Origin of the sequence: Noviherbaspirillum sp. (assembly GCF_035254865.1) — a bacterium.
Lineage (GTDB): Bacteria > Pseudomonadota > Gammaproteobacteria > Burkholderiales > Burkholderiaceae_D > Noviherbaspirillum.
Genome location: NZ_DATFAF010000006.1, coordinates 20476 through 43555, shown reverse-complemented (window position 1 = coordinate 43555; position 23080 = coordinate 20476). Strand labels below are relative to the sequence as shown.

The 23080-nt window shown below is 62.1% G+C and carries 25 protein-coding genes and 1 tRNA gene; 8 read left to right on the top strand and 18 right to left on the bottom strand.

Going from position 1 to position 23080, the window contains the following annotated elements; genetic code table 11:
* The first annotated feature begins 73 nt into the window (after positions 1–73).
* Genes VJ651_RS01735 through VJ651_RS01720 form a run of 4 tightly spaced genes read left to right on the top strand, consistent with a single transcriptional unit; the run spans position 74 to position 2704 of the window.
* Positions 74–547, top strand: a complete 474-nt coding sequence (locus tag VJ651_RS01735; protein WP_324105769.1) for a YbhB/YbcL family Raf kinase inhibitor-like protein — start codon at positions 74–76, stop codon at positions 545–547.
* Positions 548–570: 23 nt separating this feature from the next.
* Entirely contained in the window at positions 571–1032 is a 462-nt protein-coding gene (locus VJ651_RS01730) for a universal stress protein (protein ID WP_324105768.1), read from the top strand.
* Between the two features lie 9 nt (positions 1033–1041).
* A complete protein-coding gene (locus VJ651_RS01725; protein ID WP_324105767.1) occupies positions 1042–1707 on the top strand; it encodes a phosphoribosyltransferase in 666 nt (221 codons plus the stop codon).
* A complete protein-coding gene (locus VJ651_RS01720; protein ID WP_324105766.1) occupies positions 1694–2704 on the top strand; it encodes a hypothetical protein in 1011 nt (336 codons plus the stop codon). Before VJ651_RS01725 ends, VJ651_RS01720 begins: the two co-directional genes overlap by 14 nt.
* 120 nt (positions 2705–2824) lie before the next feature.
* Here VJ651_RS01720 and VJ651_RS01715 read toward each other — a convergent pair whose 3' ends face one another.
* Positions 2825–3841, bottom strand: coding sequence for a ribose-phosphate pyrophosphokinase (locus tag VJ651_RS01715; RefSeq protein ID WP_324105765.1), 1017 nt, complete (start codon positions 3839–3841; stop codon positions 2825–2827).
* A 16-nt stretch (positions 3842–3857) separates the two neighbouring features.
* Between VJ651_RS01715 and VJ651_RS01710 the strand changes: the two genes are divergently transcribed.
* Positions 3858–4826 carry an acetyltransferase gene (locus tag VJ651_RS01710; RefSeq protein ID WP_136417543.1) on the top strand — a complete coding sequence of 323 codons (969 nt, stop codon included), beginning with the start codon at positions 3858–3860 and terminating at the stop codon, positions 4824–4826.
* 26 nt (positions 4827–4852) lie between these two features.
* Here VJ651_RS01710 and VJ651_RS01705 read toward each other — a convergent pair whose 3' ends face one another.
* Positions 4853–5302, bottom strand: coding sequence for a CBS domain-containing protein (locus VJ651_RS01705; protein ID WP_136417544.1), 450 nt, complete (start codon positions 5300–5302; stop codon positions 4853–4855).
* 150 nt (positions 5303–5452) lie between these two features.
* The gene (locus tag VJ651_RS01700) at positions 5453–6841 is read right to left on the bottom strand and encodes a nicotinate phosphoribosyltransferase (protein WP_324105764.1); all 1389 of its coding nucleotides are present in this window, start codon (positions 6839–6841) and stop codon (positions 5453–5455) included.
* Positions 6842–7052: 211 nt separating this feature from the next.
* Between VJ651_RS01700 and VJ651_RS01695 the strand changes: the two genes are divergently transcribed.
* Positions 7053–7688, top strand: coding sequence for an isochorismatase family protein (locus VJ651_RS01695; RefSeq protein WP_324105763.1), 636 nt, complete (start codon positions 7053–7055; stop codon positions 7686–7688).
* On the opposite strand, the gene VJ651_RS01690 is transcribed toward VJ651_RS01695, so the two are convergent.
* The 9 genes from VJ651_RS01690 to pepN all read right to left on the bottom strand — a co-directional run bounded on the left by VJ651_RS01690 (position 7651) and on the right by pepN (position 16622).
* Positions 7651–8235 (bottom strand): phasin family protein, encoded by a 585-nt coding sequence (locus VJ651_RS01690; RefSeq protein ID WP_324105762.1) that lies wholly within the window; start codon positions 8233–8235, stop codon positions 7651–7653. The two genes, VJ651_RS01695 and VJ651_RS01690, sit on opposite strands and share 38 nt — an antisense overlap.
* 327 nt (positions 8236–8562) lie before the next feature.
* A complete protein-coding gene (locus tag VJ651_RS01685) occupies positions 8563–8754 on the bottom strand; it encodes a DUF3460 family protein (protein ID WP_324105761.1) in 192 nt (63 codons plus the stop codon).
* Between the two features lie 94 nt (positions 8755–8848).
* Positions 8849–10774, bottom strand: a complete 1926-nt coding sequence (dnaK, locus tag VJ651_RS01680) for a molecular chaperone DnaK (RefSeq protein ID WP_324105760.1) — start codon at positions 10772–10774, stop codon at positions 8849–8851.
* 71 nt (positions 10775–10845) lie between these two features.
* Positions 10846–11412: a nucleotide exchange factor GrpE gene (gene grpE / locus VJ651_RS01675; protein WP_414691285.1), complete on the bottom strand. Its 567-nt coding sequence runs from the start codon at positions 11410–11412 to the stop codon at positions 10846–10848.
* A 251-nt stretch (positions 11413–11663) separates the two neighbouring features.
* Positions 11664–12065 (bottom strand): GGDEF domain-containing protein, encoded by a 402-nt coding sequence (locus tag VJ651_RS01670; protein WP_324105758.1) that lies wholly within the window; start codon positions 12063–12065, stop codon positions 11664–11666.
* A complete protein-coding gene (locus tag VJ651_RS01665) occupies positions 12062–12379 on the bottom strand; it encodes a 7TM-DISM domain-containing protein (protein WP_324105757.1) in 318 nt (105 codons plus the stop codon). Before VJ651_RS01665 ends, VJ651_RS01670 begins: the two co-directional genes overlap by 4 nt.
* Positions 12380–12670: 291 nt before the next feature.
* Positions 12671–12746: transfer RNA gene (locus VJ651_RS01660), tRNA-Thr, on the bottom strand.
* Positions 12747–12934: 188 nt separating this feature from the next.
* A complete protein-coding gene (locus tag VJ651_RS01655; protein WP_324105756.1) occupies positions 12935–13936 on the bottom strand; it encodes a class 1 fructose-bisphosphatase in 1002 nt (333 codons plus the stop codon).
* A gap of 16 nt (positions 13937–13952) precedes the next feature.
* Positions 13953–16622, bottom strand: coding sequence for an aminopeptidase N (pepN, locus tag VJ651_RS01650; RefSeq protein ID WP_324105755.1), 2670 nt, complete (start codon positions 16620–16622; stop codon positions 13953–13955).
* Between the two features lie 152 nt (positions 16623–16774).
* Between pepN and VJ651_RS01645 the strand changes: the two genes are divergently transcribed.
* Both VJ651_RS01645 and VJ651_RS01640 read left to right on the top strand, forming a co-directional pair.
* Positions 16775–17119 (top strand): hypothetical protein, encoded by a 345-nt coding sequence (locus VJ651_RS01645; protein WP_324105754.1) that lies wholly within the window; start codon positions 16775–16777, stop codon positions 17117–17119.
* Positions 17120–17232: 113 nt separating this feature from the next.
* Positions 17233–17865 carry a DUF4136 domain-containing protein gene (locus VJ651_RS01640; RefSeq protein WP_324105753.1) on the top strand — a complete coding sequence of 211 codons (633 nt, stop codon included), beginning with the start codon at positions 17233–17235 and terminating at the stop codon, positions 17863–17865.
* A gap of 23 nt (positions 17866–17888) precedes the next feature.
* Here VJ651_RS01640 and VJ651_RS01635 read toward each other — a convergent pair whose 3' ends face one another.
* The 6 genes from VJ651_RS01635 to VJ651_RS01610 are packed head-to-tail and all read right to left on the bottom strand — an operon-like array spanning position 17889 to position 23079.
* Positions 17889–19793, bottom strand: coding sequence for a DUF1631 family protein (locus tag VJ651_RS01635; RefSeq protein ID WP_324105752.1), 1905 nt, complete (start codon positions 19791–19793; stop codon positions 17889–17891).
* A 35-nt stretch (positions 19794–19828) separates the two neighbouring features.
* A complete protein-coding gene (locus VJ651_RS01630; protein WP_324105751.1) occupies positions 19829–19978 on the bottom strand; it encodes a hypothetical protein in 150 nt (49 codons plus the stop codon).
* Positions 19979–19987: 9 nt separating this feature from the next.
* Positions 19988–20962 carry a quinone oxidoreductase gene (locus VJ651_RS01625; RefSeq protein ID WP_324105750.1) on the bottom strand — a complete coding sequence of 325 codons (975 nt, stop codon included), beginning with the start codon at positions 20960–20962 and terminating at the stop codon, positions 19988–19990.
* A gap of 9 nt (positions 20963–20971) precedes the next feature.
* Positions 20972–21370, bottom strand: a complete 399-nt coding sequence (locus tag VJ651_RS01620; protein WP_324105749.1) for a methylglyoxal synthase — start codon at positions 21368–21370, stop codon at positions 20972–20974.
* Between the two features lie 9 nt (positions 21371–21379).
* Positions 21380–22159 carry an SDR family oxidoreductase gene (locus VJ651_RS01615; protein WP_324105748.1) on the bottom strand — a complete coding sequence of 260 codons (780 nt, stop codon included), beginning with the start codon at positions 22157–22159 and terminating at the stop codon, positions 21380–21382.
* Between the two features lie 8 nt (positions 22160–22167).
* Entirely contained in the window at positions 22168–23079 is a 912-nt protein-coding gene (locus tag VJ651_RS01610; RefSeq protein WP_324105747.1) for a DMT family transporter, read from the bottom strand.
* Position 23080: the final 1 nt, after the last annotated feature.

The following is a 23080-nucleotide window of genomic DNA, read 5'->3' as shown; positions in this document are numbered from 1 at the left end:
GGAAAAACACGCGCGATTAGAATGAATCGGATACTGTCTGCAGCATGCATATCATCGCGATGGAGGGCTAGCAATGAGCATGACTCTCACTTCAAGCGCATTCAGCGCCGGCGGCAGCATGCCGTCCATCCACACTTGCGAAGGCAGCGATCTCTCCCCGCCCCTGAGCTGGTCGGGCGTGCCGGCCGCGGCGAAGAGCCTGGCCCTGATCGTCGACGATCCGGACGCGCCCGATCCCGCCGCGCCGCAACGCACCTGGGTGCACTGGGTCTTGTATAACCTGCCGGCCGACGCCGCCGGACTGCAGCATGGCGCTACCGCGCATACCTTGCCGCAAGGCACGCGCGAAGGAATCAATGACTGGAAGCGCACCGGCTATGGCGGCCCCTGCCCGCCGATCGGCCGTCATCGCTATTTCCACAAGCTGTATGCGCTCGACCTTGTCTTGCCCGACCTGCACAAGCCGACCAAGGCGCAACTCGAGCATGCCATGCACGGACACATCCTCGAACAAGCGGAATTGATCGGGACGTATCAACGCACGTAGTACACCCCTAGAGGGAGACCTCGGTGAGTTACAGGAAGATTCTGCTGCCGACCGACGGATCGGAAATCGGAAGCGCGGCCGCGCTCGCCGGCCTGCGATTCGCGGCGGAGCAAGGCGCGGAAGTCATCGGCCTCTTCGTCGCGCCGCCCTACGAATACGCCGCGTCGGACAGCTTGCCCGACGATGTTCCGACGGAAGAAGAGTACGCGGCGTCGATGCGCAGGAAAGGCAAATCCTATCTCGCTCCCTTGCAGGAAGCCGCCGCTTCGGGGTTGAAGTTCACCGGCGTTGTCGCGTTTGCGAAATCCGCCGCGCAGGCGATCCTCGACGCTGCCGAAGAACACCGCTGCGACCTGATCTTCATGGGATCGCACGGCCGCGGCGGGCGAAACCAGGCGCTGCTGGGCGACGTTACCCTGAAAATCCTGACGGCATGCCGCATGCCGGTACTGGTCCACCGCGCGCAAGCGCGCCAACACGAGTGAGGCACCGAGATGCACTTTCACGATCAATTCGAGGACCGCATCCAGGCGGCGACGCTGCTGGCGGAGCGACTCGCACACTACCGCGGACGCAATCCGCTGGTGCTGGCGATTCCGCGCGGCGCGGTGCCGATGGGGAAAGCGGTCGCCGATGCGCTGGACGGCGAACTCGATGTGGTGCTGGTGCACAAGTTCGGCGCACCTTACGATCCGGAATTCGCGCTGGGTGCCGTGGATGAAACCGGCTGGACCTACATCACGCCGGATGCGCAGCGCTATGGTGCGAACAGCCGCTATGTCGCGGAGGAAAAGCAGCGCCAGCTCGAGGTGCTGAAAAAGCGTCGCACGCAATACACGCCCTGCCGTCCGCCGATCGATCCGAAGGGGCGCATCGTGATCGTGGTCGATGACGGCATTGCCACCGGCGCCACGATGATCGCCGCGCTGCATGCCACGCGCGCACGCGAGCCGGCCGAACTGGTCTGCGCGGTGCCGGTCGCCGCGCTCGACAGCCTCGAATACGTCAAGCCGCTGGCCGACAAGGTCGTCTGCCTGCTTCCGCTCGCGCTCATGGGCAGCGTCGGCCGCTACTACCGCAATTTCCGCCAGGTCGAGGACGAGGACGTGATCGCTGTACTGACCCAGGCCGGCGCAGGCAAGCGCAATGATCTCGCTTGAATCGAAGCTCGCCTTCCTGCGCCAGCCCAGCAGCTATGCGGACTCGGTCTATCGGGTGGAAGCGATCGAGACGCACATGTCCTGGGTATTCCTGACCGATGGCCATGCCTACAAGCTGAAGAAGCCGGTGCATTATGATCTGCTGGACTTCGGCACGATCGAAGCGCGGCATTTTTTCTGCGAGGAAGAAGTGCGCCTCAACCGGCGGCTCGCGCCCGACGTCTATTTTGGCGTGGTGCCGCTCGTCATCAACGAGCAGCGGCATCTCGCGCTTGGCGGAGAAGGCAGGGTCATCGACTGGCTAGTCCGCATGCGGCGCGTGCCGGCCTCGCGCATGCTGGACTACATGCTCAAGACCAGGTCCGCGCAGGCCAGCGACATGCAGCGGGTGGCGGCGCTGCTCGCGCGCTTCTACCGCGGCTGCCCGCCGGTCGCCATCGACGCGGTCGAATACCGGCGGCGTTTCGAACGCGATATCGAGCACAACTGCGCCGTGCTGGCCACGCCTGCCTTCCGCCTGCCGGCGCCGCGCATCAAGCGCATCTGCGCCGCGCAGCAGGCATGGCTGGGCCGCAATGGCGCTCTGCTTGATGCACGCGCGGACGGACATCGGATCGTGGAAGGCCATGGCGATCTGCGCGCGGAGCATGTCTGCCTGGAGGATCCGCCGATCATCATCGACTGCCTGGAATTCTCGCGCGAGCTGCGCATCACCGACAGCGCCGACGAGCTGTCTTTCCTCGCGCTGGAGTGCGAGCGGCTGGGCAGCCCCACGCTCGGCGATACGCTGTTGCACACCCATGCCGACCTGTCGGGCGACATGCCGCACGCCGGCCTGATCCGCTTCTACCAGAGCGTGCGAGCCTGCGTGCGCGCGCGCATCGCGATTTTCCATTTGAATGAAGAACAGTTCCGCTATTCCGCCGAATGGCCGCGCCGCGCGATGGAATATCTGCAACTCGCGGAACAACATGCGGAAGCGGCCCATGTCTTATAACGCCCCAGGCAGACTGTTGAAAAACGCGGCGAGCGGGTCGAGACCGGGACCGAGGAGCGCACGCGTGCGACCGGTACGCAGAGCACCGCAGGTCCAGGGATCGGCCCGCGCAGTCGTTTGTCAACTGTCTGCCAGCAGGTCGGTGACCGATCCGCCCTCGTGCATCCTGCGCATCGCTTCGGCGAACAGCGCAGTGCTGTCCAGCACGATCAATTTTTCCTTGAGCGGGCCTGCGTGCAGACGGAAAGGCGGCACCGTATCGGCCACCACGATGCCATCCAGTGCGGCATCGGCCAGCACCGTTTCCGCGTCTGCCATGAACAATCCATGCGTGGCCGCCGCGATCACTTTTTTCGCGCCGCGTTGCCGGCCGGCCCGAGCGGTGCGCGCGATCGTGCCGCCGCTGCTGATCAGGTCGTCGATGATCAGTGCGACGCGACCGTCGACCTCGCCGACCAGCATCTCGCCGCTGACCACGCCCAGGCTGCGATGCTTTTCGGCAAAGGCCGCGCCGACCGGCTTGCCGATCGCATGCGACAGGCGCTGCCGGAAACTTTCGGCACGCTTGATGCCTCCGGCATCCGGCGACACCACGACCACCTCTTCCTTTTGCAATGCCGGCGCGAAATGCGCGACGAACAACTTGTTCGCCTCCAGGTTCTCGGTCGGGCAGCGAAAGGCATTCTGAAAGGCCGCGAGATTATGCACATCCATGGTCACCACCGCATCGCTGCCCACCGCCTCGAACAGCGCGGCGACATAGCGCGTCGTCACCGGATCGCGCGGCTGCGTTCTGCGGTCCTTGCGCGCGTAAGCGAGATAGGGAACGACGGCGGTAACGCGTCCGGCCGCGGCATCCTTGAGCGCCCCGATGAAGAACAGCAGGCGGCACAGCTTGTCGTTGCCGCTGTGCGTTGCATCGCCATACAGGGAGTGGATGACAAACACGTCGCGTCCGCGCACGCCGGTCAGCGGCCGCGCCTTGTGCTCGCCGTCCTCGAATCCGCGCTCCTCATGCGCGCTCAAGGCCAGGCCGAGATGCCGTGCAACCGCTTCACCGAAAGGGCGGCTGCCTTCGAGCGCGAAGATTTGCATGTCCGCCAGCGCCGCCGAAACCTGCAATGCGTGATTCACCATTTCCGTCACTCCTGATATGACCTGTTTCGATGTATTCAACGGCGACGCGGACGGCATGTGCGCGCTGCGCCAGCTGCGACTTTCGGAGCCGCGCGAGGCGATCCGCATCACCGGCCTCAAGCGCGAGATCGCCTTGCTGGAGCGTGTGGACGCGCGTTCGGGAGATGATGTCGCGGCACTGGATATCTCGCTCGACGTCAATCGCGCTGCGCTGCTGTCGCTGCTGCAACGCGGCGTACGGGTGCAGTATTTCGATCATCACGGCTCGGGCGATATCCCTTCGCATCCGGCGCTGCAGGCGCACATCGATCTTGCGCCGGCGGTGTGCACCGGCATGATCGTCGACCGCTATCTGGGCGGCAGACACCGGCTGTGGGCGATCGTCGCGGCCTTCGGCGACAACTTCGGCCGGGCGGCGCGCGGATTGGCCGCATCGCTCGCGCTGCAGCCGCAGCAGCTCGCCGCCCTGCAAGAACTCGGCGAATGCCTGAACTACAACGCCTACGGCGACATCGACAGCGATCCCGTGCTTCATCCCGCCTCCCTGTACACCCTCCTGGAGCGCTACGAGAGCCCGTTCCAGTTCATGCAAGCCGAGCCGGTCTTCGGCAAAATCAAGCAGGCGCGCCGGCACGATATCGAACTCGCTTGCCAGCTCCAGCCGCACACCGTTCTTCCCGGCGGTTGCGTGCATGTCCTGCCCGACGCCGCATGGAGCCGCCGCGTGCGCGGAGAGTTCGCCAATACCCTCGCCAACAACGACCCGCGACGCGCGCACGCTGTGCTCACGCCGAATGTGCGGGAAGGATTCACGGTCAGCGTGCGCGCCCCGCTCACCCGTCGGCAGGGCGCGCGGCAACTGTGCGTGCAGTTCGAGACTGGCGGTGGGCGTGCGGCAGCGGCCGGCATCACGCATCTGCCTCGCGACCGCCTGCCGGACTTCGTCAAGGCGTTCGAGCAGGCCTTCCCGCAGGACGCGAAATGAATTCGGCGACGCGCTGCAATGACCCGCTACTGGCGCACGCGCCGCTCGACGTCCGGCTGCTTTGCCATCACCCGCGACACCATCGCCAGCTCCACCGACAGCAGGTTGACGATGTCATCCGCGGTGACGATGCCGAACAGGGTGCCGTCTTCGCGCACCACCGGCAGCCGGCGGACCTTGAGGCTGCGCATCAGCTCCAGCGTCTCGAACAGGCCGGCGTTTTCGTCCACCGTCATCAAGGGTGAGGTCATCACGTCACCGGCCGTGATCAGCCCGAGGTCGATGCCCGGCGCCACCGCCTCGACCACAATATCGCGGTCAGTCACGATGCCCAGCGGCACGCGGGACTGCGCCTGCATGCCGGTCACAATCACATCGCCAACATGGTGCTCGCGCATCAGCTTGGCCACATCCGACACCGACGCCTTGGCGTCGCAGCAGATGACGTCAACGTTGCAAATCTCGCCTATCGGCATATCGTTTCTCCTTGCTTCCATCAATCGCTACGTGCGGCTGGCTTCCACCGCCGTGAATGGACCTGCACACAACGCCTTCCACCACGCGGCGATGCCGGACGGCACGGAAATGCGTTCAATTCTGCTGCGACCTTGTTTCATGCTGCACGCTCAACCCGCCTCCAGCCCCCATCTCTGCTTGTCGCTGTCGGCGCGGCTGCGCTGGATTTCATCCACCTGATGCGTGAGTTCTTGCAATGCCCGCGAAACTTGGAGCGGGTACGGCGAAGCCGGTTCCAGACTATGCAAGGCCAGCGGCAAGCGGGAGAGCTGCTCCTGCGCATAAGCGCGCACGGCGGACAGCGGCGGCGGCGAGTACTGCAGCACGCCGCCGCGCATGACCGGCTTCAGCAGCGCCTCCCCGGCGACATCCTCGTCCGCCAGCGCCAGCACATCGCCCTCGAGTATGCCCTGCGCCGTGGTGTGGCGGTAGACCTGCTTGCTCCCCGGCCAGGTCATCTTGCCGAGCGAGCGCTTGCGGCAGGGCTGGCCGGCGTATTCCACCAGCTTGTACGCGCAATCGAGGAAGGGTGCGTCGGCGGATGTGTTCATGCGCGTGCCGATGCCGAAACCGTCGATCGGCGCGTCGCCCTCCGTCAGCTCCTGCACCGCGTATTCGTCGAGGTTTCCGCTGGCAACAATCCCGATCGCCTCGCAGCCGCCCGCGTCGAGGATTTCCCTCACGCGGTAGGCCAGCGTGCCGAGCTCGCCGCTGTCCAGGCGCACCGCCTTGATGCGGATGCCCTCCTCTTCCCGCAGCCATTGCGCCAGCCGCACCACCTGCTCGGCGGCCGCTTCGGTATCGTAGGTATCGATCAGCAAGGTGGCGTTGTCGGGGAAGGCGCGGGCGAAGCCGGCGAAGGCATCGGTTTCCGACTCGTGCGCCTGGATGAAGGAGTGGGCCATCGTGCCGGACACCGGAATGTCGAACATCGCGCCTGCCAGCGTGGTCGCCGTCGCATCGAAGCCGGCGAGATAGCTGGCACGCGCCGACAGCAGGCCGGCCTCCGCGCCATGTGCGCGCCGCAGGCCGAAATCGACCAGGCGCTTGCCGTTGGCGACATTCACCGCACGCGCCGCCTTGGACGCGACTATGGTCTGGAATTGCAGGAGGTTGATGATGCGGGTTTCGACGAATTGCGCCTCGCGCAGCGGTGCGGTGATGCGCAGGATCGGTTCGTCGGCGAAAAAGATCGTGCCTTCCGGCATCGCGTCCACGTCGCCCGTGAAGCGGAATTCGGCGAGCGAATCGATGTAGGCTGCGCTGAATTTTCCGCTGGCGCGCAACCATGCGATGTCTTCATGGTCAAAGCGCAGCGCGGTCAGGTAGGAAAGGACTTGCTCCAGCCCGGCCGCCATCAGGAAATTGCGCCGCTCGGGCAATCGGCGCACAAAAAACTCGAACACCGCAGTCTCGTTCATGTGCCGGGAAAAATACGCCTGCAGCATGGTGAGCTCGTAGAGATCCGTCAGCAAGGCGCTTTCACAATGGAGCTTCATGGTGGCAGTGCAAGAGAGGACCGCAGCGCGGAAGAATATCTCTAGTCTATTCCGCGCCGGAAGGAACCGCCATATCAATCGGGAAAATCGCCGGCAAGGACCTCCTTCGCCTGATTTGGGTCAAGGATTCCGGTGCCGGGCGGAGTAAAATTAAAGTCTCCCCACGTGCCGCGAAGCGCGGAAACGCCTTTCTGATATGCAGATATCGCCTATGCGTCCAGTCCATTTGGCTCCCCACGATGCGTTGCTGATCGTCGACGTGCAAAACGATTTCCTTCCCGGCGGAAGCCTCGCGGTGCCTGCGGGCGACGAAGTGGTCGCGGTGCTCAACCGCTACATCGCGCTGTTCACGCAGTCGCACCTGCCGGTGGTCGCGACGCGCGACTGGCATCCCGCCACGCATTGCTCCTTCAAGCCCGTCGGCGGCATCTGGCCGCCGCACTGCATCGCCGAAAGCCGCGGCGCGGAATTCCCTGCCGAATTGCAACTGCCGTCTGGCACGACCATCATCTCCAAGGCCACCGAGACGGATAAGGATGCCTATTCCGGCTTCGAGGGCACCGACCTCGCAGAGCGTTTGCACGCCGCCGGCGTCACGCGCCTGTTCATCGGCGGTCTGGCGACCGATTATTGCGTGCTGAACACCGTGTCAGATGCGCTGCAGAAACAATTCGAGGTCATGCTGTTGCTCGATGCCATACGCGCCGTCGAAGTGCGCCCTGGCGACGGCGACGCGGCGATCCAGGAAATGCGACGCCAGGGTGCGCACCCGCTGACGCTTTCGCATCTCCATTCAATGGCGCGCGCCACTAGTGTTTTTCATTCGGGTCGGATGCCCGCGCAATAGTCTCCGCAGCCTGAATGATCTGGCTGGTTGCCGTGCTCATGCTGTCGCGCAGCGTATCGACCGCAAGCCTGGCATTCTTCGCCAATTGTTCGTAGCCAGAGTTCGCGTTGTCGATGGCGGTCTTCATCATCGCGACCGTGCTTTCGGATCCGGGCGGCGTGTTCTTTGACGCTTCATCCACCAGGTTCTTCAAGGTGCGCGTGGTTTCCGCCACCTGAACGACTTGCGCCTCGGCGGCCCGGGCAAATTCCGCCTGCATGTTGGCGCTGATTTCCGCCAGCTGACGGCTGTAGTCGATTGCTTTCTTGGCATTGGGCTGCGCCTGCGCGGCGGCACCGGAAAACAGGTCTTGCGCATTCTTCGCAGCGCTGCTCTGCTTCACGGCTTCCGAGACTTCCTCGAGCGAGGCCCGGGTGGCATTGAGATTCAGTTCGATGATTTTCTCGACGCCTTCAAATGCCTTGCTCGTCAGCGCATTGATCAGGCCGAGCTGAGCTTCGAAATTGGCGCGCGTGGCGGATGCAAGTTGCTCTGGAATTGACGGCATGGAATTTCTCCTCAAGAAAAGTCGGTGGGCGCGCAGCCGACAGGAAATCAGGAAGCCGCACGACCGCATGTCCAAGAATCCTGTTCGCTATTGTGAGCGTCGCATGCGGCCGCCGCGTCTGATGCGCGACAAACTTCGTGAGAATCTAGGGCGTGTCATCAATTACTTCGGGAGTGCGAAGGGGGCATATGCGTTGCAGGCCAAGGCGCGGGGACGCGACGTAGCGGTGCTACGGCAAGGAGGACTCGGCGTCCCCCCGCAACACCGGCATGCGACGCATATGTCCCCTTCCCGGAGGGTTCCTGCCAAGGTAACTGATGACACGCCCTAGTCGTAGATGTAGGGCTGCATCTTGACCTCCGAATGCATGGCCAGCTGCAATTCATCCGGAGAAATCGGCGGTTTGTCCCACAGTAGCTTGCGGCCGTCGCGTTGCCCCTTGTCGATTTCCGGTTGGTCTTGCTTCAGGTCCCTGAGAAAGGTCGAGAATTCCGATTCATAGTTGCGATAGTGTTTCATCGTTTCACCTCCGATATCTGCTGCTGCCTTCGGTCGTGAAACACGCTAGCGCGAACATGGCGGGAATGCGCGCGCCTTCCCGCCAAGCCCCTGCCTATTTCTTGACTTCCTTGAATTCGGCATCGACCACGTCTTCGCCGCCGGCCGGCTGCTGCTCGTTCGCGCCGGCAGCCGCAGCATCGGCCGCCTGGCGTCCCTGCGTATCGGCATACATCGCTTCGCCAAGTTTTTGCGCCACCGTTGACAGGGCCGTCACCTTGGCATCGATTGCGTCCTTGTCGTTGCCCTTCAAGGCGTCGTCCAGCTCCTTGATCGCTGCTTCGATCTTCTCTTTCTCGCCGCCGCCGAGTTTGGCGCCATGCTCCTCCAGCGCCTTGCGCGTCGAGTGCACCAGCGCATCACCCTGATTGCGGCTTTCGGCCAGGGCGCGCAGTCGCTTGTCTTCTTCCGCATAACGCTCGGCGTCGCGCTCCATCTTGCGGATCTCATCCTCGGTCAGGCCGGAGTTGGCCTTGATGGTGATCTTGTTTTCCTTGCCGGTCGCCTTGTCCTTCGCGCCGACATGCAGGATGCCGTTGGCGTCGATGTCGAAGGTCACCTCGATCTGCGGAATGCCGCGCGACGCGGGCGGAATGCCTTCCAGGTTGAATTCACCCAGCAGCTTGTTGCCGCTCGCCATTTCGCGCTCGCCCTGGTACACCTTGATGGTGACTGCAGGCTGGTTGTCTTCCGCCGTCGAGAACACCTGGCTGAACTTGGTCGGAATCGTGGTGTTCTTTTCGATCATCTTCGACATCACCCCGCCCAGCGTCTCGATGCCGAGCGACAGCGGCGTCACGTCCAGCAGCAACACATCTTTGCGTTCGCCGGACAACACCGAACCTTGCACCGCCGCACCGACTGCCACGGCTTCATCCGGATTGACGTCCTTGCGCGGCTCCTTGCCGAAAAATTCCTTCACCTTTTCCTGCACCTTCGGCATGCGCGTCTGGCCGCCGACCAGGATCACGTCATGCACATCGGAGGCCTTGATGCCGGCGTCTTTCAGCGCAATGCGGCAGGGCTCGATGGTCTTCTGGATCAGGTCCTCGACCAGCGATTCCAGCTTGGCGCGCGTGATCTTCATGTTCATGTGCACCGGTGCGCCGTTCGCCATCGCAATGTACGGCTCGTTGATTTCGGTCTGCTGGGTGGACGACAACTCGATCTTCGCGCGCTCGGCGGCGCTCTTGATACGCTGCAAGGCGATCGCATCCTTGCCGAGGTCGATGCCGTTGATCTTGTTGAATTCGTCGATGATGTAATTGATCAGGCGCTGATCGAAATCTTCGCCGCCGAGGAAAGTGTCGCCGTTGGTCGACAGCACTTCGAACTGTTTTTCACCGCTGATGTCGGCGATCTCGATGATCGAGATATCGAAGGTGCCGCCGCCCAGGTCGTACACCGCGATCTTGTGCTCTGCCTTGGTGGTTTTGTCGAGGCCGAATGCGAGTGCCGCCGCGGTCGGCTCGTTGATGATGCGCTTGACTTCCAGTCCCGCGATGCGGCCGGCGTCCTTGGTGGCCTGGCGCTGCGAGTCGTTGAAGTAGGCCGGCACCGTGATCACTGCTTCCGTCACGCTCTCGCCGAGATAATCCTCCGCCGTCTTCTTCATCTTGCGCAAGACTTCAGCGGAAACCTGCGGCGGCGCGAGCTTCTTGCCCCGCACCTCGATCCAGGCGTCGCCGTTGTCGGCCTTGATGATCTTGTAGGGCATCAGGTCGATGTCCTTTTGCACTTCCTTCTCGTCGAACTTGCGTCCGATCAGGCGCTTGATCGCATACAGCGTGTTCTTCGAATTGGTTACCGCCTGCCGCTTGGCCGGCGCGCCAACGAGAATTTCGCCATCGTCCTGATAAGCAACGACCGAAGGCGTGGTGCGCGAGCCTTCGGAATTTTCAATCACCTTCGGCTGACCGCCTTCCATGATGGCAACGCAGGAATTGGTAGTGCCGAGGTCGATACCGATAATCTTGGCCATGATTTCACCTCATACGAATTAGTCCGATTCGCTATTGAATATATAAAGTCGCACCCTGTTTTCAAGTCCCATCAAGCCCCCTGCCCGGAAGCCGGCGGGCGCGGTCTTTCCTCCGCGACCGTCACCAGCGCGGGCCGCAACAGGCGATCGGCAATCATGTAGCCCTTCTGCAGAATGTTGACGATCGTGTTGGCGCCCTGCTCCGCAGGCACCACGGAAATGGCCTGGTGTTTCATCGGATCGAACTGCTCTCCGGGCGCCGGGCTGATTTCCGTCAGCCGGTTTTTCGTGAAGGCCGAGGACAGCTGCTTCAGCGTCATCTCCACACCTTGCTTGAATGCATCCACCGACGATGTATCGATATTGAGCGCTGCTTCGAGACTGTCCTTGACCGGCACCAAGGCTTCGGCAAAGTCCTCCACCGCGAACTTGTGCGCCTTGGCAATATCTTCCTGCGCGCGTCGCCGCAAGTTCTCCGCATCGGCCATCGCGCGCAGCAGCGCGTCCTGCAGTTGCGCCGCCTGTTCGTTCGCCTCCGCAATTTTTTGGTCGAGCATGGCGTCGTCGCGCAGTGATGGCGGCGCATCGTCATGTGTGCCGGGTTCCGGCGCCGGCGTCACCGGTTCGGGCGGCTGCATGAGAGGTTCGCTGGCCGGGGTAAGAGGTTCACTTGCCGGCGTGACCGGTTCCGATGGCGGCGTGATGGGCTCGCCTGATTTTTCCTGGGCCTGCTCTCGCAAATTCTTCTGCGTTTCCATGGAAAATCCTCCTGTGCGCTGAGAAGAAAAGTCGATACAGATAATGACCCCGGAAGGCCGCCACGGTTCAAGAAACGGGAGATTTCAGCGCCTCTGTTACACGTGCCGCAAAGGGGAAGGAAAAAAGCCTGTCAAAGATGGCACACCTGGTTGCGTCCGCGGCGCTTGGCTTCATACAGCGCACGATTCGCGTCACCGATCAGCGCCCCGCTGCTCATGACCGCCTGGGGCACCATGCTCGCGGCGCCGATGCTGACGGTCACCGGAATCTGCTTGCCTTCATAATCGACTTGCAGCGACGCGACCTTGTCGAGGATGGTCTTGCCGAGATGGATCGCACCCGCCAGATCCGTATTCGGCAGCAGTACGGCGAACTCCTCGCCGCCATAGCGGAAAGTCTCGTCGCCAGGACAGCGGATCAGCTCCCGGATAGCCTGCGCCATCTGCTTCAGACAGGCATCGCCGCCGAGATGGCCATAGGTATCATTGATCTGCTTGAAGTGATCGATGTCCAGCATCAACAAGCTGATCACCCGGCGCCCGTTGCGCGCGGATTGCCATTCCTCCTCCAGCACCGCATTGAAACATGCGTGGTCGCCTCCTTCTGAATGCGCACATTCTCATCCTTCAGCATGCGTATGCGCTGCACGAGCGCCAGCGACAGCAGGATCACTTCCAGCGCCGAACCGATCTGCATGCCGTAGTCGATCAGGAACGCGCTCGGCAGAATGCCGAACTGCCGGAGAATGAAGACAATGCTCCCGACCAGCAGGGAGCGACATCTGGAACACGACAGACGGCGTGCTGCCGTCCAGGCGTCGCGCAGATGAAGTGTCGACTCTCTCATGCTTGCCATTACGTCAAGGAACCGCGGAGCGAAGGCGGACGAGGCCCGGAGGCGAAGGCACACGCCAAATCGTGTCAATGCCCGGAAAACGGATTGTTGGTCACCAATATTGACTGAAATCAATATTGGAACGAATCAATAAATTTGAGGCGAGTCTCGGGAGGTCGGATGCTGTCGCGTCAGCGCCAGCGATGAGGTGCCGGCGCACCGGTCTTTGCTGACCGCGGCAGGACAATCAGCGCAAGCCAGAAACAAAAAGGGTTCGCAGGACTGCGAACCCTTTGCATTTTCTGGTGCTGATGAGAGGAGTCGAACCTCCGACCTACTGATTACGAATCAGTTGCTCTACCAACTGAGCTACATCAGCGAAAACGCGTATTCTATCAAGAAAAGTTACGAACGCGCTAGAGCGGCGTGCGGCATCGCCTCCACAACCATCCGCTATGAGCATTTTCAGCCCCGAAAAATCCGCGCTCCGCCCAAGAGGAATCAAGTTTCCAGACAGTCATCAACCGCGAGAATGGATGTCTCGCGGCCCCGCTCATGCGGCAATAATTACTCGAAGTGGTAACTCGTCACCCGTTCCACTTCACTCTTCGAGCCCAGGAACACCGCTACCCGCTCATGCAGCTTCTGCGGCTGGATGTCGAGGATGCGCTGCTTGCCGTTGGTCGCGGCGCCGCCAGCCTGCTCGACGATGAAGGCCATCGGGTTGGCTTCGTACATCAGGCGCAGCTTGCCGGGCTTGTCCGGTTCGCGCGCGTCGGCGGGGTACATGAAGATGCCGCCGCGATTCAGGATGCGGTGCACGTCGGCCACCATCGAGGCGATCCAGCGCATGTTGAAGTTCTTGCCGCGCGGACCGGTTTCGCCGGCCAGCATTTCGTCGATGTAGCGCTTGACCGGTGGGTGCCAGTGACGGGAGTTGGACGCGTTGATCGCGAATTCCTTGGTCTCGGACGGGATTTTCATGTCGCGGTGCGTGAGCACCCATGAACCCATTTCACGGTCGAGCGTGAAGCAGTTCACGCCGGCGCCGGTGGTCAGCACCAGCACGGTCTGCGGGCCGTAGACCGCGTACCCAGCGGCGACCTGCTTGGCACCCGGTTGCAGGAACGCGTCCTCGGTCGGCTCGCCCATGCCTTCCGGCGCTTTCAGCACCGAGAAGATGGTGCCAATGGAGACGTTGACGTCGATGTTGGAAGAGCCGTCGAGCGGATCGAACAGCAGCAGGTATTCGCCCTTCGGATAGCGGTTGGGGATGGGGTGAATCGTTTCCATTTCCTCGGAGGCCATCGCCGCGAGGTGGCCGCCCCACTCGTTTGCTTCGAGCAGCATTTCATTGGACAGGATATCCAGCTTCTTCTGCACCTCGCCCTGCACGTTCTCGCTTTCGGCGCTGCCGAGGACCTCGCCCAACGCTCCCTTGCCGACTGCATGGCTGATGGTTTTGCAGGCGCGTGCGACCACTTCGATCAACAGGCGCAGTTCAGCCGGAATGCTGTTATGCAGGCGCTGCTCTTCAACAAGGTGCTGCGTGAGGCTGATTCTTTTCATGGGTCTTTCCGATGTGTTAGTTGGCGAGGGACTTGGTGACGACTTCGAGCACGTCTTTCGACAGGGCCTTGGTTTCGGCGACTTTCTTCAGCGCGGCGTGCATTTTTTCCTGCAGGGCCGGTGCGTACTTGCGCCAGCGGTCGAGGCTGCGTGCCAGGCGAGCGGCGACCTGCGGGTTGATGGCGTTGAGCGCAATCACCTGCTCGGCCCAGAATGCGTAGCCGCTGCCGTCGATCGCGTGGAACTGCGAAGGATTGGCGTTGCAGAAGCTGAAGATCAGGCTGCGCGCGCGGTTCGGATTCTTCAGCGTAAAGGCCGGGTGCTGCATCAGTTCGCGTATTGCCTTGACGTCGGTGGTGCGCGCCGTGGCTTGCAAGGAGAACCACTTGTCGACGACCAGCGCCTCCTGCTCGAACTCTTCATAGAAGCGCTCCAGCGCCGCCATCTTGCCCGGCGCGCTGCTGTTGGTCAGCGCGGTGAGCGCGGCGATGCGGTCGGTCATGTTGTTGGCGTGATCGTACTGGTTCTGCGCGAGCTGGTGCGCGTCGGCATCGTCGAGTTCGATCAGGTAGGCCAGTGCCAGGTTTTTCAGTGCGCGCTTGCCGCACGAAATCGGATCAGGCGTGTAGCTGCCCGGCGTGCGATTGGATTGATACGCGACCAGCCAGTCGACGCGCAGCGCGCTCGCCAGCGAGCGGCGCAGGAACTGGCGCACCGCGTGGATGGCATGCGGATCGATCACCTCCATCTGTTCTGCCACCACGGTTTCCGACGGCAGGATCAGCGCTAGTTCGCGGAACGCGGGGTCGAGCGCGGTGTCGTTGAGTGTCGCGCGAAACGCCTTGTTGAGAACGTTTTCCACCAGCTCCGCGTCGCTGAGCGCGTGGTTTTCCAGCACCGCGGAGGTCAGCTTCAGCATGCGGCGCATCGCCAGGCGCTGCCCGGCTTCCCAGCGGTTGAAGGCGTCGCTGTCGTGCGCCATCAGGAAGGCGAGCTCGGTGTCGGTGTACTCGATATCGAGCACGACCGGCGCGGAAAAGTCGCGTAGCACCGATGCCACAGGCTGTTGCGGCACCTGGGTGAAACGGAAAGTCTGGCGGCGCTCGGTCAGTTCCAGCACCATGGTCGTCGGTGCGGCGCCGTCGTTGTTGATGCCTTCGCGATGCAGAGGAAGATCATTGCCACGGCTGTCGAGCAGGCCGATCGCGACCGGAATATGCAGCGGCTCCTTGCTCGCCTGGCCCGGCGTCGGCGGGCAGGATTGCGTGAGCGTGAGTGCATAGGTCTGCGCATCGGCGTCGTATTGCGCTTCCACTTTCACGTGCGGCGTGCCGGCCTGGCTGTACCAGCGCTCGAATTGCGACAGGTCGCGGCCGCTGGCGTCGGCCATGGCGGCGCGGAAATCGTCGCAGGCCACCGCCTGGCCGTCATGGCGCTGGAAGTACAGGTCCATGCCCTTGCGGAAGCCTTCGCGGCCGAGCAGGGTCTGGTACATGCGCACCACTTCGGCACCCTTTTCATAGACCGTGACGGTGTAGAAATTGTTGATCTCAACATAGGAATCGGGGCGCACCGGATGCGCCATCGGGCCCGCATCTTCCGGGAACTGCGCCTGTCGCAGCACGCGCACGTCCTCGATGCGTTTGACCGCGCGGCCGCTCGCCGAGCCGATCATGTCGGCGGAAAACTCCTGGTCGCGGAATACGGTGAGGCCTTCCTTCAGCGAGAGCTGGAACCAGTCGCGGCAGGTGACGCGATTGCCGGTCCAGTTGTGGAAATATTCGTGGCCGACCACCGATTCGATGCCCGCGTAATCGGTATCGGTCGCAATGCGCGGATTGGCCAGCACATACTTGGTGTTGAAGATGTTCAGGCCCTTGTTTTCCATCGCGCCCATGTTGAAGTCGCCGACGGCGACGATCATGAAGCGGTCGAGGTCGAGTTCCAGCCCGAAGCGCTCCTCGTCCCAGCGGATGCTGTTCTTCAGCGAATCCATCGCATGCTGGGTCTTGTCGAGGTTGCCCTCTTCCACCCAGACCTGCAGCAGCACTTCGCGGCCCGACTTGAGCGTATATTTTTCTTCCTGCCGGACCAGCTTGCCGGCCACCAGGGCGAACAGATAGGAGGGTTTCTTGAACGGATCTTCCCATACCGCATAGTGACGGCCATCGCCCAGGTCGCCCTCTTCAACGAGGTTGCCGTTGGACAGCAGCACCGGGTATTTTTCCTTGTCGGCGCGCAGCATCACCTTGTATTTCGCCATCACATCCGGACGGTCGGGGAAATAGGTAATCTTGCGGAAACCTTCGGCTTCACACTGGGTGAAGAAATTGCCGTTGGACACGTACAGGCCCATCAGCGAGGTATTCAGGTTGGGATGGGTGACGGTTTCGATTTCCAGCGTCACCTCGTTCGGCGGATTGAAGATTTCCAGCGTTCCCTGCCCGAGCGTGTAGGCGCGCTTGGTCAAGGACTTGCCGTTCATGCGCAACTGCACCAGGCGCAAGGCTTCACCATACAGCAGAAGGCTCTTGCCTTTGCTGGCGGGGTTGCGCCGCATGGTCAGGCGGGTGGCTACGCGGGTTGACTCGGGATCGAGGTCGAAACCCATTTCGACCGTCTCAACCAGGAAGCCGGGCGGCGTGTAGTCCTTGCGATAAATCGTCTGCGGAGTGTCTGTACGCATATGGGGGCTTGAATCAGAAGAAAATGGCGCAAACTGGTATTCTACCAACCCGTGGATAGAGGGTGTATTGACTTGTATTAGGCGAGGCCGCGTACTTGCGCAAACGCATGTGCCTTCCTTGGACGGTCAAGCATCGAGAGGAGCCCCGCAGCATGAAGAAATCATCCCTTGCGTTTGTAGTGGTCGGAACAGCCTTGTTGCTGGCGGCCTGCACACAAGAGCAACAAAACAAGATCAGCCGCTCGGTACAGAACTGGACCGGAACCAATGGCGTGCTGGAGTTCTATGCCGGCGACAAGCTGGTGCGGCGCTTCATCCATATTGACAAGATTTCGACGGCCATGGGCACCGACGACAACCGGCCGCGCTCCTACCGCTACGGCTATGGCGTGCTGGACGAAAATTTCAATATGGTCACCGATCCCGGCGAAAAGAAGGTTTACTTTGAAATCAGCGATTTCGGCTCGAATTACATTTTCTTTGAAAGTCCGCGCTGAGCGACCATTGCCCCATTATTGACACAAAAGCGTTACAAAAACTTACGTAATTTTTTTGCTGCTGGTCTATTCTGAATTTGAATCAAAGAGCCTATGCACGCTGGAGAAAATCGATGAAAGCCTGGCTGATCGCCGTCGTCATGGCGGCAACTAGCGTCCTGGTAGCGGGCTGCGGCACCACCATCCAGAGCAATGTCACGGCCTTCCATGAATGGCCGGAAAGCCTGCCGGACAAGCACTACGTGTTCGAGCGCACCAAGGATCAGAACAATAACCTCGAATACCTCAACTACGAGAACCTGGTCCGCGCCGAACTGAACCGGCTCGGGTTCATGGAAGCCTCGCCGTCGGTCAAGCCGACGCTCAAGGTCGCCATCAGCTACAGCATCAATGGCCGCGACGTGCGCGAGGTTTATCCCGTGGTCGTCAACCCCAATCCCTACTGGTACGGCCCCGCCTGGTATGGCCCGCCCTGGCGCGGCTATTACAGCCCGTTCTACGATCCGTTCTGGTACGGCCCACCGGTGGTGGAACAACGCGTTTCGCAGTACCGCCTGTACACACGTCAGCTGCGCGTCATGATCGCGCGCATGGCGGACAACAAGCAGCTCTATGAAACCACCGTCGTCAGCGAAGGCACCAACAGCTCGCTTGCCGCGGTGATGCCTTACATGGTGCGCAGCGCGTTCGCGGATTTCCCCGGCAAGAGCGGTGTTCCGCATCGCGTGGAACTGAAAATGCAATAAGCGGCGCCGCCGCCCTCTGCCCGTCAGTTACCCACTATTTCCCGCAGCGCAGCCTGCAGCGCACGGCCGATCACGCCGCTCGTGGCGTGGATGCGGGTGCGGTCGGCGCGCATGGCCTGTGCCAGCGCCTCATTCGTCAGCGTAAAGAGGAGCTGTCCCTGCCGCCCGGCGAACACGAAACGGCTGCGGCCCGGGCTGATCCACATCAGCCTGCAATTCACCTTGCCGCCGTCATTGCGCACGAACTCCAGCCAGCTGCCCTGCGCCAGACCGTCGATCTGGCGCAGGAAGTCGGCCAGCGCGGCGTCCTGCTGTTGCTGCGCGCGTTTGGCGAGCTGGTGTTCGCTCGCCTTTTGCACCACGTTCATTCGCAATTCAAGCTGATGGCGCGGCGTCAGTTCGGCCGGCATGCGCAAGGCCGAGGCGTGGCGCTCCGCCAGCTCGCTGAAAAAGGCGTCGCGCTCGGCGCCTTCCCACTTGACCACATTGAGCCAGGCATTGAGCATGGACAACAGCCCCGGCAGCCGCTCGACCAGATCCCTGCGTTCTTCCGGTCCGAGCTTGGGCTTGACGCTCCAGATCAGGTCGTCCATGGCCTTGAGCACGTTAGTCAGCACCTCGGGTTTGGAACTGTGCGTGCCGTGCGCAAAGCTGAGCACGCGTGACCACTGGTGCTGCAGAAATGTCTCGACAAAACCGGGCACCTCGCCGGTTTCGATCCGCGCGATCACATCTTCCTGTGCCAGTTGCTGCGCCTGTCCGATGTTTTCCTGCGTGGTGGCGCCGGCGATCGCCCGATTCAACTTGCCTGCCAGAGCGTCATCGCCCTCGGTCGCAATCGATTGCAGTTCGGCAATGATTCGATCGAAAGATGTTTCGCTGCCTTCCGGGTCGACGCAATCCATCACCTGTGCAATCCGCTCATGCAAGGGATCGGCGCTTGCCTTTTCCGGATCACAGGCCAGCCCTGCCGTCAGCACTGCATCGACCAGTCGCCGCGCCGGATGTGCTTCACGGAAGAAGAATTCCTTGTCCGCCAATGCCGACTTGCGCAGCGGAACGCGCAGGCCTTCGATCAGCGCGCGGACCGCGGGCGGGATGTCTTCATCGCGCCGCAATTGATCGAAAGCCTTGTCCAGCAATCCGGCTGCACGCGCGTCGATGACGTTCAGGATGCCGTCCGGCGCCAGCCAGCGCCGCAGCTTCTCCTGCTCCGAGGGCGTGAAGGAAAGTATCGGCGTGGCGCGTTTGCGCCGATATTCCTGCTCGGCGTCCGGCAAGACCTGACGGATCGCCAGTTCCTGGTTCAGCGCCTGCAGGATCGGCCCCAGTTGCAGGAATACTTCCGGCCGCATCTCCCGCAGCACGATGCGCTGCGAGGCCGCGTTCAAGTCAAATTTGCCCCATGCATTGCCGGCAGCCTTGAGGAAGATTTCGGCACGAAACGGATTGGCACGAATGCCGACCACTTCCGACTGCAGCCAATGGGCAATCCGCATGCCGAGGACGGCGAGTGCCTCCGCGTTGGCCGCGTCGATGGCCTGGCTCAGGTTATCGATCAGCACCTTGCGTTCCATCGCGGCGAAGTCGACCAGCGACAAATCCATCGCGCCGCTTTCGAGCAGCGACTCGCCCTGCATGCCGGTTGCCTGCACGGCTTGCAGCAAGCTTTCCTGCAGGCTCTCCGCGAGCAGACGATGAAAGGTGACGCGTTGGCGGTTCAGGTGCTCCGAGGCGCTGCGGCACAGCGCGGATTCATCCGAATCCTCGGCTTGCCCGGAGGTGGACAGTGCTTGCGCCAGGCGCGTGGTGAACCCATCGAACTGCGCGGCGCTCAGCCGCATGGCGGCAAACGCGAGCGTGTGCAGCAGCGCCATGCGATCAGGCGCGACGCCGGTCTCTTCTCGCGGTGTTGTGTTGTCTGCCATGGTGCCGAACGTCGTTGCCTTTGCGCGCAGGCTGTTCAGGAATACATTGCTTCCGAAGCGAAAGTAAGCGCCACGATCAGCATCACGACGGCGGCGAGGACCAGCAGCAGGCGGCCGAACTTCGGCGTGCCGTCCGTCCCGGTCGCTTGTTCCGGCGGATGATTCATCTCACTCTGCTCGTCCATGGCCCGCGCTCACGGCAGAAGAATGGTGGAGCCGGTCGTCTTGCGCGCTTCCAGGTCGCGGTGCGCCTGCGCCACGTCCTTCAGTGCGTAGCGCTGGTTGACCTCGATCCTGACCTTCTTGCTCAACACCATGTTGAACAGGTCGGCCGCCATCTTGTCGAGATCCTCGCGCTTGGCCGCATACGCAAACAGCGACGGCCGCGTGATGAACAGCGATCCGCGCGACGCCAGTTCATTGAGGCTGAAGGGCGGCACCGGGCCGGACGCACTGCCGAAGCTGACCATCATGCCCAGCGGCGACAGGCAATCGAGCGAGCCGGTAAAGGTGTCCTTGCCGATCGAATCATAGACCACGGGAACACCCTTGCCGCCGGTGATTTCCTTGACGCGCTCGACGAAGTTTTCCTTGTTGTAGTTGATGGTATGCGCGCAGCCGTGCGCCTTGGCCAGAGCCGCTTTCTCGTCGGAACCGACCGTGCCGATCATGGTCACGCCCAACGCCCGCGCCCACTGGCAGGCGATCAGCCCGACTCCGCCGGCAGCCGCATGGAACAGGATGGTTTCGCCGCCGTGCAAGGGGAAGGTGCGATGAAACAGGTATTGCACCGTCAGGCCCTGCAGCATCATGGCCGCGGCCGTCTCGAAATCGATTCCGTCCGGCAGCTTGACCAGGATGGAAGCCGGCATCACGCGCGCTTCCGCATACGCACCGGTCGGTCGCCCGGCGTACGCGACGCGATCACCTACCTTTACATGAGTGACGCCGGCGCCCACCGCTTCCACCGTGCCCGCACCTTCCATGCCGAGGCCGGCCGGCAACGGCTGCGGATAAGCGCCGGTGCGGAAGTAGACATCGATATAGTTCAAGCCGCAGGCGGCCTGGCGCACGCGCACCTCGCCCGGCCCCGGCTCACCCACCTCGACATCCACGTACTCCATCACTTCAGGACCGCCGACTGCGTTGATTCGAATTGCCTTCGCCATGCTTGCTCCTCAAGTGTTGTGATTGTGATGATGATGATGCGGCACCATCTGCGCGAGCAGCAGTTTGGCCGACACGATATTGGTGGCGCAGGGAATATTGTGCACGTCGCAGGCGCGCACCAGCGCATTCACATCCGGCTCGTGCGGATGCGCGGTCATCGGATCGCGCAGGAAAATCACGCAGTCGATCCTGCCTTCGACGAGTTCGGCGCCGATCTGCAAGTCGCCGCCGAACGGCCCGGACAGCTTGCGCTCCACCGTCAGCCCCACTTCATCATGCAGGCGCTTGCCCGTCGTGCCGGTCGCCACCAGGATGCACTGGCGCAGCAAATCGGCATGCTCGGATGCCAGTTCGACCATCTCGTCCTTCTTCTTGTCGTGTGCAATCAATGCAATTCGCTTCTTCACCGCAACCTCTCAAAACGTTCCAGGATAATTTCCGCCGTCCAGCAGGACGTTCTGCCCGGTCATGTAACCAGCATGCACGCTGCACAGGAAGGCGCACAGCGCACCGAACTCCGCCGGCGTGCCGAAGCGCTGCGCCGGAATCTGCAGGCGACGCGCGGCATACACCTCGTCGATGCTCTTGCCGGAGGAACCGGCGGCGGCGCCGAGCGTCTTCTTCAGCCGGTCGGTATCGAACTGCCCCGGCAGCATATTGTTGATCGTCACATTGTGGGCCACCGTCTTGCGCGCCAGGCCGGCCACGAAACCGGTCAAGCCGGAACGTGCTCCGTTGGACAGGCCGAGGATATCGATCGGCGCCTTCACCGCACTCGATGTGATGTTGATGATGCGGCCGAAACGGCGCGACATCATGCCGTCGACGGTCGCCTTGATGAGTTCGATCGGCGTGAGCATGTTGGCGTCCAGCGCCGCGATCCAGTCGTCGCGCGTCCAGGTGCGGAAATCCCCGGTCGGCGGTCCGCCGGCATTGGTGACCAGGATGTCCGGCTGCGGACAGGCGGCCAGCGCCTTTGCACGGCCGTCGGCGCTTGTGATGTCGCAGGCCACTGCGGTCACCGTCGCGCCGGTCTTCTGACGGATCTCGGCGGCGGTCGCTTCCAGCACATCCGCTGTACGCGCCACGATCGTCACGTGCACGCCCTCGGCGGCCAATGCTTCCGCGCAACCGCGCCCCAAGCCCTTACTCGCGCCGCACACCAGCGCCGTTTTGCCCTTGATTCCCAGATCCATGCTGTTTCCTAAGCCTTTTTCCTAGACAATAAATAAATTCCGACAAGCACCAACGCTGTGCCGGCCAACTGAATCCCGGTGACGGGTTCCCCCAGGATCACTGCTCCCATGAACAAGGTCGAGACAGGCCCGACCATGCCGGCTTGCGACGCGGTTGCCGCACCGATACGGGCCACGGCAATCATTGTCAAAAATACCGGGAATACCGTGCAAAACACGGCGTTCACCAGCGACAGCCAGTACACCGGCACCGGCTGCGTCAGCATCGAAACCGGGCGCAGCAGGAAAAACTGCACGATGCATGCCACACAAGCCGCGCACATTGCATAGGCGACCAGCCGCATTGCGCCGACACGCCGAACCAGATGGCCGGACTGCAGCAAATACAGCGCATACAATACCGCACTCCCGAGCACGAATGCACTGCCGAGACCGACATTGGCGCCGCCGAGTCTGACGTCATGCAAAAAAACCAATACCGTGCCGAGATAGGCCGTGCCCAGCGCCAGCCATTCCAGCCGCGTGATTTTCTTGTGCAGAAAGAAAACTGAAATGAGCAGCACGAAGGAGGGCGTGAGAAACAGGATCAGGCGCTCCAGCCCGGCCGAGATGTATTGCAGCCCGATGAAATCGAAGAAGCTCGACAGGTAATAGCCGAGCATGCCGAGCACGGCAACCCAGGCGCGCTCGATGTTGGTCAGGGGCGTCGAAATCCTCGCCTGCCAGATCGCAATGGCGGCAAAGAACGGCAGCGAAAAGATCATGCGAAACGCAATCAGCGTCACGGCGTCGACATGGTAGCGGTAAATCAGTTTGGCAACGATGGCCTTGGCGGAAAACAGGATCGCGCCGGCGATCGCGATGGAGAGCCCGGAGAGAAATGCCTGGCGCGCGGGAGATTGTGCGGAAGAAGAAAGCATC

What these genes read in the sequence shown, in the direction of transcription:
- VJ651_RS01715 (WP_324105765.1), bottom strand. Translation starts at nt 3,841, where the DNA reads ATGGTGAATCACGCATTGCAGGTTTCGGCGGCGCTGGCGGACATGCAA.
- VJ651_RS01685 (WP_324105761.1), bottom strand. Translation starts at nt 8,754, where the DNA reads ATGAAACACTATCGCAACTATGAATCGGAATTCTCGACCTTTCTCAGG.
- dnaK (WP_324105760.1), bottom strand. Translation starts at nt 10,774, where the DNA reads ATGGCCAAGATTATCGGTATCGACCTCGGCACTACCAATTCCTGCGTT.
- pepN (WP_324105755.1), bottom strand. Translation starts at nt 16,622, where the DNA reads ATGCGTACAGACACTCCGCAGACGATTTATCGCAAGGACTACACGCCG.
- VJ651_RS01640 (WP_324105753.1), top strand. Translation starts at nt 17,233, where the DNA reads ATGAAAGCCTGGCTGATCGCCGTCGTCATGGCGGCAACTAGCGTCCTG.
- VJ651_RS01665 (WP_324105757.1), bottom strand. Translation starts at nt 12,379, where the DNA reads ATGAGAGAGTCGACACTTCATCTGCGCGACGCCTGGACGGCAGCACGC.
- VJ651_RS01690 (WP_324105762.1), bottom strand. Translation starts at nt 8,235, where the DNA reads ATGCCGTCAATTCCAGAGCAACTTGCATCCGCCACGCGCGCCAATTTC.
- VJ651_RS01610 (WP_324105747.1), bottom strand. Translation starts at nt 23,079, where the DNA reads ATGCTTTCTTCTTCCGCACAATCTCCCGCGCGCCAGGCATTTCTCTCC.
- VJ651_RS01635 (WP_324105752.1), bottom strand. Translation starts at nt 19,793, where the DNA reads ATGGCAGACAACACAACACCGCGAGAAGAGACCGGCGTCGCGCCTGAT.
- VJ651_RS01700 (WP_324105764.1), bottom strand. Translation starts at nt 6,841, where the DNA reads ATGAAGCTCCATTGTGAAAGCGCCTTGCTGACGGATCTCTACGAGCTC.
- VJ651_RS01695 (WP_324105763.1), top strand. Translation starts at nt 7,053, where the DNA reads ATGCGTCCAGTCCATTTGGCTCCCCACGATGCGTTGCTGATCGTCGAC.
- VJ651_RS01725 (WP_324105767.1), top strand. Translation starts at nt 1,042, where the DNA reads ATGCACTTTCACGATCAATTCGAGGACCGCATCCAGGCGGCGACGCTG.
- VJ651_RS01630 (WP_324105751.1), bottom strand. Translation starts at nt 19,978, where the DNA reads ATGGACGAGCAGAGTGAGATGAATCATCCGCCGGAACAAGCGACCGGG.
- VJ651_RS01655 (WP_324105756.1), bottom strand. Translation starts at nt 13,936, where the DNA reads ATGAAAAGAATCAGCCTCACGCAGCACCTTGTTGAAGAGCAGCGCCTG.
- VJ651_RS01720 (WP_324105766.1), top strand. Translation starts at nt 1,694, where the DNA reads ATGATCTCGCTTGAATCGAAGCTCGCCTTCCTGCGCCAGCCCAGCAGC.
- VJ651_RS01710 (WP_136417543.1), top strand. Translation starts at nt 3,858, where the DNA reads ATGACCTGTTTCGATGTATTCAACGGCGACGCGGACGGCATGTGCGCG.
- VJ651_RS01645 (WP_324105754.1), top strand. Translation starts at nt 16,775, where the DNA reads ATGAAGAAATCATCCCTTGCGTTTGTAGTGGTCGGAACAGCCTTGTTG.
- VJ651_RS01625 (WP_324105750.1), bottom strand. Translation starts at nt 20,962, where the DNA reads ATGGCGAAGGCAATTCGAATCAACGCAGTCGGCGGTCCTGAAGTGATG.
- grpE (WP_414691285.1), bottom strand. Translation starts at nt 11,412, where the DNA reads ATGCAGCCGCCCGAACCGGTGACGCCGGCGCCGGAACCCGGCACACAT.
- VJ651_RS01705 (WP_136417544.1), bottom strand. Translation starts at nt 5,302, where the DNA reads ATGCCGATAGGCGAGATTTGCAACGTTGACGTCATCTGCTGCGACGCC.
- VJ651_RS01735 (WP_324105769.1), top strand. Translation starts at nt 74, where the DNA reads ATGAGCATGACTCTCACTTCAAGCGCATTCAGCGCCGGCGGCAGCATG.
- VJ651_RS01615 (WP_324105748.1), bottom strand. Translation starts at nt 22,159, where the DNA reads ATGGATCTGGGAATCAAGGGCAAAACGGCGCTGGTGTGCGGCGCGAGT.